Here is a 12,800-nt window from a genome sequence, read left to right as displayed (position 1 = left end):
TGGTCGATTGCGGTTGCAATTTGGTTCATAGTCGACGCGTTCCCGATGGTATCACGTTTACCATCCCGGTTGCCGCAGCGCGGGAGATGCGGCAAATTCGGCTGGAATTCGTTTCGTTCAAAGCTTTCGGAAACCATGTCATGAGCTTCACGCGCCGCGGCTTCCTCTCCGCTTCCGCGGCGCTGGCCGCGCTGCCCCTCGTCGGCCGCGCCGCGCAAGCGGCTGTCCCACGCGAGGCTGACATTGTCGTGATCGGGGCCGGTGCGGCGGGGATCGCCGCGGCGCGCCGCGTGGCGGCAGCCAATCGCAAGGTCGTCCTGCTCGAAGCATCCGCGCAGATCGGTGGTCGCTGCAGCACGGATACCGCGACCTTCGGCGTGCCGTTCGACCGCGGCGCCCGCTGGCTTCTCAACGCCGACAGCAACCCGATCGGCAAGCTCGCCCGTGGCGTCGGTCTCGACGTCGTCGCGGCGCCCGTCGGGCAGAAGATCCGCGTCGGCCGGCGCAATGCGCGGCCGGGCGAGACCGAGCAGTTCCTCGCCGGCCTCGTGCGTGCCAATCGCGCCATCGACGAGGCCTCGCGCGGCAAGCTCGATACGTCCTGCGCGGCGGCGCTGCCGAAGGACCTTGGCGACTGGACCAGCACGACGGCGTTCGTGCTCGGCGCCAGCGCGACCGGCAAGGATCTCGCCGATCTCTCAGTGATCGACAAGGCGCGCGCCCAGGATCGCGGTGCGCCGCTGGCCTGTCGCCAAGGCCTGGGCACGCTGCTCGGCAAGCTCGGCGAGCCGCTGCCCGTGTTGCTGTCGACGCCTGCGACGCGCATCGTATGGAGCAACCGCGACGTCGCGGTGGAGACGCCGGCGGGGCGGATCGCGACCCGCGCCGTCATTCTCACGGTGTCCACCAACGTGCTGACATCCGGCGCCATCAAGTTCGCGCCCGAGCTGCCGAAGCGCCAGCTCGACGCCGCCGCCAAGCTCAGCCTGGGCAGCACCGATCACATTGCGCTGATGCTGACCGGCAATCCGCTCGGCCTGTCGCGCGACGAGGTGATCATCGAGCAGAGCAATTCGAATCGGACCGGTCTGCTGCTGGCCAATATCGGCGGATCGTCGCTGTGCACCATCGATGTTGCAGGCAGCTTCGGCCGCGAACTGTCAGCGCAGGGCGAGGCGGCGATGGTTGCATTCGCCAAAGAGTGGCTGATCAAGCTGTTCGGCAGCGAGGCGGCGGCTGCCGTGAAGTCGTCCGCAGCCACGCGCTGGAATCAGGTGCCGGGCGTGCTCGGGGCGATGTCGGCCGCGACGCCCGGTAGCCAGGGCGCACGCAAGATATTGGGCGAGCCCTTGGGTCCGCTGTTTCTTGCGGGAGAGGCCACGCACGAAACGCTGTGGGGCACGGTCGACGGCGCCTGGGACTCCGGCGAGCGCGCCGCGGAAGCCGCGCTGCGCCGCATCGGTGCATTGAGGGATCCCGAGCCGGAGCCGAGCAGCGAGCGGCAACGGCCCCGCCGGCGCAAGGTGCGGTCGGCCTCGCCGGAGGATTGAGTCGAGCTTGATCGCGGTGGCTGTAGGGCGGGCAAAGGCGCAGCCGTGCTCCGTCCGCGCTCAAGATCGTCGTAGCGACGTGCCCACCGTCTTGCTGATGAGTTCGCCGATCAACGGTGGGCACGCTGCCGCCGTTGGCGGCTGCTTTGCCCACCCTACGGCGACTATACCGGTAGCTTGAGCTCCATCAGGTCCTTCGCCACCACGATGCGGCCCGAGTAGTTCTTCTTCACGTCGCGGGTCCAGTCGTCGTCGGTCACCTCGGGATCGTCGCCGGGCACGAAATGGCTGAGCACCAGCACCTTCACGCCCGCCGCCGCGGCGATGCGTCCGACGTCTTCCGTGGTGGTATGGCTGTCGAGCAGGTGCTTCTTCAGCGTCGAGCCGTTCTTTGTTTTTGCGACGAGGCGATCGACCGCAGGAACATACAGGCATTCGTGCACGAGCACGTCGGCGCCCCTCGCAAACTCGGCGAGCTTCGGATTGTAGGCGGTGTCGCTCGAGAACACGATCGTGCCGTCCGGCGTCTCGAACTTGTAGGCGAAATTGTCGGTGATCGGCGGATGCGGCGTGCGGAACGCGGTCACCGTGACGTCCGCGGTCTTCAGGACGACGCCGTCATCGTCGATGTCCTTGGCAATCAGCAGCGGCCGCGGATCGGGCCGGCCTTCGTCCTCGATGCGCGTGTCGACATCGAACTTGTTGGTCGCCCAGAAGCCTCGCGTCATCGCTTCCAGGCCCTTCGGTCCGAACGACTGGATCGGCGTCGACAATCCTGCGGCCCAGGCGTTGTAGAACAGATTGCCGTATTCGAGATTGTGATCCGAGTGATGGTGGCTGATCAGGATGTACTTCACCGACGGAATCGGAACGCCTGCACTCACGAGCTGACGGCTGACGCCCATGCCGCAATCGATCACGAACGGCGTGCCGTTGACGACCACCAGATTGGCCGGGTTCGAGGCGCCGATCCCGACCCGCGGGCCGCCCTTGGTGCCGAGGAAGACAATGCGCGTGCCGGTCTTGGCGCCTTGCGCAAACACCGAGGGCGCTGCGACGGCTCCGGCTGTGCCCAGCGCCAGCGACAACATTGTGCGGCGATTGATCATGGGTGTCCTCCCGGTCGGTCTCGTTGCCGGGAGGCTAGCCCCGGCCGAGCACGCCGTCGAGGGCCGGCAGGCCGGCGATGACAGCAATTGCGATCAGCGCATAGCAGATGGCGCGAAACACGCGCTCGCTCGCGCGGCCGAACAGCGACGCGCCGAATGCAACGCCAAGCGCGTAGACCGGCCCGATCAGCAGCGAGAGCTTGAGCGAATCCCACGTGATCAGCCCGCTGGTCGCATAGCTCACCATGGCGAAGAAATCCGAGGCCCCGAAGAACAGCACGATGTTCGCCCGCGCGATCTTCGAGGCGATCGGGCGCCCCAGCCAATAGCCGACGATTGGCGGGCCTCCGGTCTGCGCCAGGCCGCTACAGAATCCGGAGACAGCGCCGACGGCGACCGACAGCGCGGTGTACTCCTTGCCGCGATAGCGCCAGCCGGACAGCAGCAGTGCGAGAAGCGCGACCACGAAGCCGGTGATGATCCAGCGGACGGTGACCGGGTCGAGCCGGGTGAGAAACCAGGTGCCGAGCGGCACGCCGACCAGTGCGCCGGCGACGATCACCGCGGTGGCCTTGCGGTCGGCTTCGCGCCAGGCGGGCGCCACCATCGGGGCCATCGATACGAAGTCGATCACGAGGAGCAGGGGCGCGACGAGACGGGGCGTCGCAAAGCTGCTCGCGAGCGGCATGAAGATCAGCGCCGCGCCGAAGCCGGAGAAGCCGCGCGCGGTTGCGGCGATGAAAGCGACGATCGCCAGCGCTGTTGTCGCGAACAGGCTGAGATCGGCAGGGATGAGCCCGGACAGGCTCATCCGCGCAACGTGCCGCCCGTCTTCTTGGCGACGTCAGCCGTGATCCTGGCCGCGACCGCGTCGATCTCCTCGTCGGTCATGGTCTTGTCGCGCGGCTGCAGGGTCACCGCGATGGCGACCGACTTTTTGCCGTCGTCGATGCCCTTGCCCTCGTAGACGTCGAACACGGTGACGTCGGTGATCAACTTCTTGTCGACGCCCTGCGCGGCGCGCACGATATCGCCGGCCTTGACATTGCGATCGACGATGAAGGCGAAGTCGCGTGACACCGGCTGGAATGCCGAGAGCTCCAGCACCGGCTTGGCGCGAGTCGGCTTCGCCTTGGCCGCCGGAATGCGATCAAGAATGACCTCGAAGGCGACGAGGGGCCCGTCGGCCTTCAGCGCCTCCAGTGTGCGCGGATGCAGCTCGCCGAAATGGCCGAGCACGTTCTGCGGTCCCATCTGGATCGTGCCCGAGCGTCCCGGATGCATCCAGGCTGGTCCCCCGGCGACGATCTGCAGCGACGCCATCGGCGCGCCGGCCGCGGCGAGCACGGCGAACGCATCGGCCTTGGCGTCATACGCGTTCGCCACCTGCGATCCGGTCCAATGCCGGCCGAGACCCTTCGACGACGCTAGGCCGCGGCGAATGCCGCTCGCGGCCACGAACTGATCCGAAGGACCATCGCCCTTGAAGATCTGCCCGACCTCGAAGATCGCGACATCACCGAAGCCGCGATCGGCGTTGGCCTGAACGGTCGCGACCAGGCCTGGCAGCAGGCTTGGGCGCATGTCGGACAGGTCAGCGGCGATCGGATTGGCAAGCGCGAGGTCGGCCTTGCCGCCGCCGAACAATTCGGCGGCCGGCTTGGAGATGAACGACCAGGTCACGGCTTCGACCAGGCCGCGCGCCGCCAGCGCGCGCTTGGCGCGCCGCGTGCGCAGCTGGATCGGCGTCAGCACCGGCTTGCGCGGAGCGTCGCCGCGCTCGAACGGCGTCATCGGCACCTTGTCGACGCCGACGATCCGCACGATCTCCTCGACGATATCGGCCTTGCCATGGATGTCGCTGCGCCACGAGGGCACCGCGACCTTCACGACCGGGCCGCTGCCGGCGACCACGAAGCCGAGATGGGTCAGGATGCGCCGCATCTCCGCCAGCGGCACCTCGATGCCCGCCAGCCGCTTCACTTCGGTCAGCGGGAAATCGATGATGCGGTCATCGCCGAACGGATTGCCGACGACGACATTCTCCGACGGCGTGCCGCCGCACAGGTCGAGCACGAGCTTGGTGGCCATCTCCAGGCCCGGCACCATGAAGGCCGGATCGACGCCGCGCTCGAAGCGATAGCGCGCGTCCGAATTGATGCCGAGCTTGCGGCCGGTCTGGGCGATGTTGATCTCGTTCCACAGCGCAGATTCGATCAGCACGTCGGTGGTATCAGCGTCGCAGCCCGAGGCCTCGCCGCCCATGATGCCGGCGAGCGATTCAACACCGGCATCGTCCGATATGACGCACATCGTCGGGTCGAGCGTGTAGGTGCGGCCGTCGAGCGCGAGCAGGGTCTCGCCGTCGCGGGCGCGGCGGACGACGAGGTTGCCCTTGACCTTCTTGGCGTCGAACACGTGCAGCGGTCGGGCGCGGTCGAACGTCATGTAGTTGGTGATGTCGACCAGCGCATTGATCGGGCGCAGGCCGATCGAGGTCAGGCGTTGCTGCAGCCATTTCGGCGACGGGCCGTTCTTGACGCCGCGCACCAGCCGCAGCGCGAAGCCCGGGCACAGCTTCTCGTCCTCGACCGCAACCTTCACCGGGCAGGGGAATTCGCCCTTGATCGGCTTGATGCCGGGGTCTTTCAGCTTGCCCATGTCGGCGGCGGCGAGGTCGCGCGCGATGCCGTGCACGCCGGTGCAGTCCTGGCGGTTCGGCGTCAGGTTGATCTCGAACAGGGGATCGCCAAGTCCGGCCCATTCGGCGTAGGGCTTGCCGATCGGCGCATCCGCCGGCAGCTCCATGATGCCGTCGTGGTTCTCCGACAGTTCGAGCTCGGCCTCGGAGCACAGCATGCCCCGGCTCTCGACGCCTCTGATCGTGCCGACCGACAGCGTGATGTTCTTGCCAGGAATGTAGGTGCCGGGCGGCGAGAACACCGACACCAGCCCCGCGCGCGCATTCGGCGCACCGCACACCACCTGCACCGGCGCGCCACCGTCACCGGTGTCGACCATGCAGACGCGCAGCCGATCCGCATTCGGATGCTGCTCCGCGGAGACGACGCGCGCAATCTTGTACGGCGCGAGCAGCTTCGCCTTGTCCTCGAGATGCTCGACCTCGAGCCCGATCATCGTGAGCTTCTCGGCGAGCTTCTCGACGGACTCGTCGGTGTCGAGATGGTCCTTCAGCCAGGACAGCGTGAATTTCATGGCGGTGTTCCTGCGAAGTCAGTCCTGTTCCCTCCCCCGCTTGCGGGGAGGGTCAGGGTGGGGGCTCTCGCCGCAACGGCAGCGGCAATGGTTTCAAGAACGCCAGCGCGATTGGCCAGCACGTCGTTGTTGGCAAAGCGCAGGATGTGAAATCCCTTGGCTTCTATTACAGCTGAGCGTGCAGCGTCGCGCTGCTCGCCTTCCGTCGAGAAATGCTGTCCGCCATCGAGCTCGATCACGAGACGTGCGGCGTGGCAGACGAAGTCGGCGATGTAGCGGTCGATCGGGGCTTGACGACGAAAGCCTGCGCCGAGCAGGCGATGGCCGCGCAGTTCCGACCATAAGATCTGTTCGGCATCGGTCGAGTTCTGGCGGAGTGCTCGAGCGTTCGATCGAAGTTTCTGAGAAACTTTCCAGGTCGGCTTGTCGTCGTCCATCGACACCTCCCGTGCGGAGAGACCCCCACCCCAGCCCTCCCCCGCACGCGGGAGAGGGAGTCCGACCGCCCGAGCGGAGACAGCGAGGCTGGCAACGCTCACGCGCTCAATCCTCCCGCCAAGGTCGGCACCTCGAGCGGCTTGAAGCCGTAGTGGGACAGCCAGCGGACATCGCCTTCGAACAGCTGGCGCAAATCGCTCATTCCGTATTTCAGCATCGCGATGCGGTCGATGCCCATGCCCCAGGCAAAGCCCTGGTACTCGTCGGGATCGATGCCGCAGGCGCGCAGCACGTTCGGATGCACCATGCCGCAGCCGAGAATCTCCAGCCAGTCTTCGCCCTCGCCGAAGCGGATCTCGCCCTTGTCGCGGCGGCACTGGATGTCGACCTCGAGCGACGGCTCGGTGAACGGGAAGAACGACGGCCGGAACTTCATGTTGATGTTGTCGACCTCGAAGAACGCCTTGCAGAACTCGTGCAGGATCCATTTGAGGTGGCCGAGATGCGAGCCCTTGTCGATGACGAGGCCCTCGACCTGGTGAAATTGCGGCGTGTGGGTCGCGTCCGAATCGATCCGATAGGTGCGACCCGGGCAGATGACGCGGATCGGCGGCTTCTGGCTCAGCATGGTCCGCACCTGCACGGGCGAGGTGTGGGTCCGCAGCAGCATGCGCGAGCCGTCCGGCTTCGGATTGAAGAAGAACGTGTCGTGCATCTCCCGCGCCGGATGGCCTTCCGGGAAGTTCAGCTTGGTGAAGTTGTAGTCGTCGGTCTCGACGTCGGGACCCTCGGCGATCGAGAAGCCCATGTCGGCGAAGATCGTGGTCAGCTCGTCCATCACCTGGCTGAGCGGATGGATGCGGCCGGTCTCGGCCGGCGAATCCTGCAAGGGCAGGGTGACGTCGATGGTCTCGGCGGCGAGGCGGGCATCGAGCGCGGCAGCCTTGAGCACGTCGCGGCGCGCGGTCAGCGCCTGCGTGACCTTGTCCTTGGCGAGATTGATCGCAGCGCCTTGCGTCTTGCGCTCGTCGGGCGACATCTTGCCGAGCGTCGCCAGCAGCGCCGAGATCGAGCCCTTCTTGCCGAGCGCTGCGACGCGCACCGCCTCCAGCGCGGCTTCGTCGCCGGCGGCGGCGATCTGGTCGAGGATCGAGGTTTCGAGCGAGGCGAGGTCGGACACGGGCAAATTCTCCGCGGGACAAAAGGCGGCTGGGTTGTCGCCGCGCGGGCGACAGCGGTCAAGCGAAAGCAGGCAAGCAAACCGGCATGTCGCCGGATAGCAAAAAGCGGCCGAGAGCATCGGCCGCTTTTGAAATCCTCACGATGCGCAGGGCGATCAGGCGGCGAGCGCCGCCTTGGCCTTCTCAACGATCGCCTGGAACGCGGCGGGCTCGTTGATCGCGAGATCCGACAGCACCTTGCGGTCGACGGTGATGCCGGACTTGGACAGGCCGTCGATAAATCGGCTGTAGGTGAGCTCGAACGGACGCACGGCGGCGTTCAGGCGCTGGATCCAGAGCGCGCGGAAGGTGCGCTTCTTGCGCTTGCGATCGCGGAACGCATACTGGCCGGCCTTTTCGACGGCCTGCTTGGCGGTGCGGATCGTGTTCTTGCGGCGGCCGTAATAGCCCTTGGCGGCCTTGAAGACTTTCTTGTGCTTGGCGTGAGCGGTCACACCGCGTTTGACGCGAGACATGACGGAAATCCTTGGATTCAGAGATGACGATCAGCCGCGGCTTTGAGGCGGCCAGGGTTTCGGAAGCGGGAGCCGGTCAGGCGTTCGGCAAGAAGTACTTCTTGACGTTGTCGCCGTCGGTCTTGAACAGCACGCGGGTGCCGCGCAGCTGCCGGATCTGCTTCTTCGTCCGCTTGATCATGCCGTGACGCTTGCCGCGCTGGGCGTGCATCACTTTGCCGGTGGCAGTCACCTTGAAGCGCTTTTTGGCGCCGGATTTGGTCTTCAGCTTGGGCATTTGGCTCTCCTTCATGCCAACGGCAAGCCGCCCGCAAAAGCGGCGCCATCCGGCGAAAATGCTCGTTAGAGCGTTGGTTGTGCTCAGGTTTTCTGTCCGAACCCGGACCCACCCGCACAGGGTCATCGCCACGGCAGCCCTTGATCAGCCGGGCGACGAAGGCCGCGCTTATGCCAGAGACGACGGCCCTTGGCAACGTCGAACCGCCGAATCGGCTATTCCGACCCATGATCAGCCGACACACCAGCGCAGGATCGACCATGACCCACCTCGCCCGCTCGACCACCTCTGCCGCCCTTGCGATCACGCTGATGGGCGGCCTCGCCGTCTGGACGGCTGGCCCTGCCCGCGCCGCCGGTTTCGACGGCCCGTGGACCGTCCTGATCATCACCGAGGCCGGCAGTTGCGACCAGGGCTACAGCTTCCCGATCCAGATCAGCGGCGGCCGGGTGACATCCAGCAGCACCGCCAACATCACCGGCGCTGTCGGCCGCGGCGGCGCCGTCACGGTGCGGGTATCCCAGGGTGGCGCCTCGGCCAGTGGCACCGGCCGGCTCGGTGCCAGTTCGGGCTTCGGCCGCTGGAGCGGCAAGGGCTCGTCCGGCAGCTGCAGCGGGCGGTGGCAGGCGACGCGCTCTTGATCGAGGCCCGCAAAGAGCGGTCCTGACAGGCGCAGGCGCCCACAAGAGAAAAGCCCGCCAAACGCGTGGCGGGCCCGGTTGCAGGTCTCGGAGGTGCCGGCCTAGCGCGGGGCCAGCACCATGACGACCTGACGGCCCTCGAACCTGGCGTCCTGCTCGACCTTGGCGAACGCCGCCACGTCGGACTTCACCTTGTCGAGCAGCTTGGTGCCGATCTCCTGGTGCGCCATTTCGCGGCCGCGATAGCGCAGCGTGATCTTGACCTTGTCGCCCTCTTCGAAGAAGCGCTGCATCGCCCGCATCTTCACGTCGTAGTCGTGGTCATCGATCATCGGGCGGAGCTTGATCTCCTTGATCTCGACGACCTTCTGCTTCTTGCGGGCCTCGGCGGCCTTCTTCTGCGCCGAATATTTGTACTTCCCGTAGTCCATGATCTTACAGACGGGAGGCGTATTGTTCGGCGAAATCTCGACCAGATCCATGCCTGCTTCGATGGCCATCTTGATCGCGACCACGGTCTCGACGGTGCCGCGGTTGGTCCCTTCTGAATCGATCAGCTGGATCTGCGCATTGCGAATCTCGTCATTGGTGCGCGGCCCGTCTTTGACGGCAGCGGGCGGGGCTCTATTGGGGCGGCGAATGGGTAGTTCTCCAAGGTTGTGGAAGAAGGCGGCTATTTTGAAGGAAGATGCCCTCGCGGGCAAGATCGCGCGCGTCCGGTGCGTCGAATTTCCGCCCGGCCGTCGCGGCTCTTGCGTCGCACGCGCAGGCATTTCGGTGCGACGGTCAGCTCATGCACGTCCCAGAAGGTCCATTTGGCCGAAAACTGCGATCAAATCCGCAAAGCCTGGCCATCATGTTCCGCGTGCCACATAGAGTGCGCCGGGCCGTTTCGCAAGCGGAAGCATCGGTTCGACCCGATTGACGCCCCGGGTCGGTCCGCCCAGACAACTTTCGACATCGAGTAACGATCCATGAACCAAGCTCTCGAAACTGCCGATCTGCCCGCCTTCATCGAGGTCGGTGCGGGCCATTCGTCGCGCCGGATCGCGGTGCGGGCCCGTGAGGGCAGCTCGCCCGGCCTGTTCTGGCTGGGGGGCTTCAATTCCGACATGAAGGGCACCAAGGCGCTGGCGCTCGAGGCCTGGGCGACTGAGCGTGGCCGCGCCTGCGTCCGCTTCGATTATTCCGGGCACGGCGAATCGGGCGGCCGCTTCGTCGACGGCACCATCGGGCGCTGGCTCGAGGAGAGCGTCGCCGTGTTCCGGCAGTTCTGCCGTGGGCCGCAGGTCGTGATCGGCTCCTCGATGGGCGGCTGGATGGCGCTGCTGCTCGCGCGCGAGCTGCTGCGGCAGCCGGCCGAGGCGGCGCTGGCCGGCCTGGTCCTGATCGCCCCGGCGCCCGACTTCACCGAGGAGCTGATGTGGAAGGGCTTTTCGCCCGACATCCGGACCGAGATCGAGACCAAGGGCGTCTGGATGCGCCCTTCCGAGTATGGCGAGCCCTATCCGATCACCAGGGCGCTGATCGAGGATGGCCGCAACCACCTGCTGCTCGGCGGCGCCATCAATGTCGGCTGTCCCGTGCGTATCCTGCAGGGGGCGCAGGACCCCGACGTGCCATGGCAGCATGCGTTCGCACTGACTCACCGCCTGCCGGCCGACGACGTGGTGCTGACCATGATCCAGGACGGCGACCACCGGCTGTCGCGGCCGCAGGACATCGCTCGAATGCTGGCCGCCGTCAGCGAGATGGGCTGAGCCGTCCGCGCTCAGCGCGGCGCCTGCCATTCCGCGCGGACGCTGTCGTCGGCCTCGAATCCCAGCGCGGCGTGTGCCCGCCGTGCGAAACCCTCGGCATCGAGCAGCTGCGCCAGCGCCCAGGCGGCCGCGCCCCGCACCAGCGGATTCGGATCGGATGTCAGCCGCTCGGCGGCTCCGACGAGCGTCGCGTCGCCGGAGTTGCCGATCGCGATCAGCACGTTGCGCAGGAAGCGGTCGCGGCCGACACGCTTGACCGGCGACTTCGTGAACAGCGCGCGAAAGCCTGCGTCGTCGAGCGCCGCAAGTTCAGCGAGCGAAGGCGCGCGCAATGCCTCGCGCGCCGCCAGCTTTGCCTCTCGCCCGGCTTGCGCGAACTTGTTCCAGGGGCAGGCGGCCAGGCAGTCATCGCAGCCATAGATGCGGTTGCCGATGGCTTTGCGGAATTCGCGCGGGATCGGCCCCTTGGTCTCGATCGTGAGATACGAGATGCAGCGCCGCGCATCGAGCTGGTACGGGGCCGGGAACGCCGCTGTCGGGCAGCTGTCGAGACAGGCCCGGCACGAGCCGCAATGATCCTGCTCGGACGTATCCGCCGGCAGATCGAGCGTCGTGTAGATGGCGCCGAGGAACAGCCATGAGCCGAAGCCTCGCGACACCAGGTTGGTGTGCTTGCCCTGCCATCCCAATCCGGCCGCTTCCGCCAGCGGCTTCTCCATGACGGCCGCGGTGTCGACGAACACCTTCACGTCGCAGCCGGCTGTTGCGACCAGCCAGCGCGCCAGCGCCTTGAGGTTCTTCTTGATGATGTCGTGATAGTCGCCGCCGCGGGCATAGACCGAGATCGCGCCGCGGCTGCGTGCGGCGAGAACCGCGCGGGGATCCTCGTCGGGGCCGTAATTGACGCCGAGCATGATCACGCTGCGGACGTCGCTCCACAGCGTCGCTGGGTCGGTGCGGCGGGACGGCTCACGCGCCAGCCAGTCCATGTCGCCGTGATGGCCCTCGGCGAGGAAGCGTTCGAACGCGGCGGCGCGCTCTGCGCTCACGACCGGCGCGGTGACGCCGATCGTATCGAAGCCGAGCCGCAGCGCCTCGGCGGCCAGTGCCGTCTTCAGGTCGTCCGGCGCGGGGGCGTCGCGGCTCAGAAGTCGAGATCCACATAGGTCCGCGACGCCGGCACGCCCGCCAGCCAGTCGCTCAGCAGCGGCCGGAACGACGGCCGCGACTTCACCCGCGCGTACCAGGCCTTTGCTGCGTCGTCCTCGATCCATGGCACGTCGCCCAGATAGTCGATCGCCGACAGATGCGCGGCGGCGGCCAGATCAGCATAGGTCAGGCGGTCGCCAGCCAGGAAATTGCGCCGCTGCGCCAGCCAGCCGATATAGGCCAGATGATAGCGCACATTGGTCTTGGCGGCGCGAATCACGTCGGTCGAGGGCGGCCCGCCGCCGTCCTCCTCGTTCATGAAGCGCTTGTAGATGCGCTCGGTGACCAGGAGATTCGAGGCCTCCTCGAAGAACTTGTCGTTGAACCACGCCATCAGCCGGCGCACCTCGATGCGCTCGGCCGGCGATGATGGCATCAGCCGGCGGTCGCCCATCTCGATGCCGCAGACCTCGTCGAGATATTCGGCGATGACGCCGACACCGGGCACGGCCGGCACGCCCTCGACCGACAGCACCGGCGTCGTTCCCGCAGGATTGAGCACGAGGAACGCCTCGCGGCGCTCCCAGGCGCGTTCCTCCACCAGGCGCAGATCGAGCCCGTATTCGCCGAGCACCAGCCGGACGAAGCGCGAATGCGGGCAGAAGGGATGGTGGTAGAGCGTGTACATGGAGCCTTTCGACTATCGTGCGGCCGCTTTGCGCTTAACGAACGATCAACCATCGGTTCGCGCCGCTGCATCGTCCCGATACCGGCGCAGCGTTGCCGTTGCGAATCGGACCATTAGCGCATGGTCGGGGAAAGTGTAAGCAGTAGGGCGACGGGGCGGCATGCGGGAAACCGCGTTCCCGGGACCGCGAATCAACGCGCCGGTGGCGTTGTCCAACGTCGTGTCGTGCTGATTCGTATGGCCGGTCGCGTTTCGGTTCATTCGTCCGATGTGGCG

The 12,800-nt window shown here is 66.6% G+C and carries 13 protein-coding genes; 3 read left to right on the top strand and 10 right to left on the bottom strand.

All coding sequences use genetic code 11. The annotated features are described in order from the left end of the window. The first annotated feature begins 140 nt into the window (after positions 1–140). The gene (locus tag S58_RS00795) at positions 141–1,550 is read left to right on the top strand and encodes a flavin monoamine oxidase family protein (RefSeq protein WP_015663317.1); all 1,410 of its coding nucleotides are present in this window, start codon (positions 141–143) and stop codon (positions 1,548–1,550) included. A gap of 164 nt (positions 1,551–1,714) precedes the next feature. On the opposite strand, the gene S58_RS00790 is transcribed toward S58_RS00795, so the two are convergent. From S58_RS00790 to rpmI, 7 genes are all read right to left on the bottom strand, one after another. Continuing rightward, complete coding sequence (locus S58_RS00790) at positions 1,715–2,659, bottom strand: MBL fold metallo-hydrolase (protein WP_015663316.1); 945 nt, start codon at positions 2,657–2,659, stop codon at positions 1,715–1,717. A 34-nt stretch (positions 2,660–2,693) separates the two neighbouring features. Further along, positions 2,694–3,470: a sulfite exporter TauE/SafE family protein gene (locus S58_RS00785; RefSeq protein ID WP_015663315.1), complete on the bottom strand. Its 777-nt coding sequence runs from the start codon at positions 3,468–3,470 to the stop codon at positions 2,694–2,696. Further along, positions 3,467–5,875: a phenylalanine--tRNA ligase subunit beta gene (gene pheT / locus S58_RS00780; RefSeq protein ID WP_015663314.1), complete on the bottom strand. Its 2,409-nt coding sequence runs from the start codon at positions 5,873–5,875 to the stop codon at positions 3,467–3,469. The genes S58_RS00785 and pheT overlap by 4 nt, the downstream gene beginning before the upstream one ends. Beyond that, complete coding sequence (locus S58_RS35950) at positions 5,872–6,312, bottom strand: endonuclease domain-containing protein (RefSeq protein WP_042340471.1); 441 nt, start codon at positions 6,310–6,312, stop codon at positions 5,872–5,874. The genes pheT and S58_RS35950 overlap by 4 nt, the downstream gene beginning before the upstream one ends. A gap of 98 nt (positions 6,313–6,410) precedes the next feature. Further along, positions 6,411–7,493, bottom strand: a complete 1,083-nt coding sequence (gene pheS / locus S58_RS00770) for a phenylalanine--tRNA ligase subunit alpha (RefSeq protein WP_015663312.1) — start codon at positions 7,491–7,493, stop codon at positions 6,411–6,413. Between the two features lie 156 nt (positions 7,494–7,649). Beyond that, positions 7,650–8,009 carry a 50S ribosomal protein L20 gene (gene rplT / locus S58_RS00765; protein WP_012040570.1) on the bottom strand — a complete coding sequence of 120 codons (360 nt, stop codon included), beginning with the start codon at positions 8,007–8,009 and terminating at the stop codon, positions 7,650–7,652. A 76-nt stretch (positions 8,010–8,085) separates the two neighbouring features. Further along, on the bottom strand, positions 8,086–8,286 hold the full coding sequence (rpmI, locus tag S58_RS00760; protein ID WP_008539890.1) for a 50S ribosomal protein L35: 201 nt from the start codon (positions 8,284–8,286) through the stop codon (positions 8,086–8,088). A gap of 260 nt (positions 8,287–8,546) precedes the next feature. On the opposite strand from rpmI, the gene S58_RS00755 reads away from it, so the two are divergent. Beyond that, on the top strand, positions 8,547–8,927 hold the full coding sequence (locus S58_RS00755) for a hypothetical protein (protein WP_015663311.1): 381 nt from the start codon (positions 8,547–8,549) through the stop codon (positions 8,925–8,927). 101 nt (positions 8,928–9,028) lie between these two features. Here S58_RS00755 and infC read toward each other — a convergent pair whose 3' ends face one another. Next, complete coding sequence (gene infC / locus S58_RS00750) at positions 9,029–9,568, bottom strand: translation initiation factor IF-3 (protein ID WP_144058462.1); 540 nt, start codon at positions 9,566–9,568, stop codon at positions 9,029–9,031. A gap of 333 nt (positions 9,569–9,901) precedes the next feature. Between infC and S58_RS00745 the strand changes: the two genes are divergently transcribed. Further along, entirely contained in the window at positions 9,902–10,687 is a 786-nt protein-coding gene (locus S58_RS00745) for an alpha/beta hydrolase (RefSeq protein ID WP_015663309.1), read from the top strand. An 11-nt stretch (positions 10,688–10,698) separates the two neighbouring features. Here the strand turns inward: S58_RS00745 and queG are convergent, their stop codons facing one another. Together queG and S58_RS00735 are read right to left on the bottom strand one after the other, a co-directional pair. Continuing rightward, entirely contained in the window at positions 10,699–11,883 is a 1,185-nt protein-coding gene (queG, locus tag S58_RS00740) for a tRNA epoxyqueuosine(34) reductase QueG (protein WP_083938776.1), read from the bottom strand. Beyond that, a complete protein-coding gene (locus S58_RS00735) occupies positions 11,832–12,524 on the bottom strand; it encodes a glutathione S-transferase family protein (RefSeq protein ID WP_015663307.1) in 693 nt (230 codons plus the stop codon). Before S58_RS00735 ends, queG begins: the two co-directional genes overlap by 52 nt. Positions 12,525–12,800 lie beyond the last annotated feature (276 nt).

This window comes from Bradyrhizobium oligotrophicum S58 (genome assembly GCF_000344805.1).
In the GTDB taxonomy this organism is placed as follows: Bacteria; Pseudomonadota; Alphaproteobacteria; order Rhizobiales; family Xanthobacteraceae; genus Bradyrhizobium; species Bradyrhizobium oligotrophicum.
This window is presented reverse-complemented; position numbering and strand designations above follow the sequence as displayed.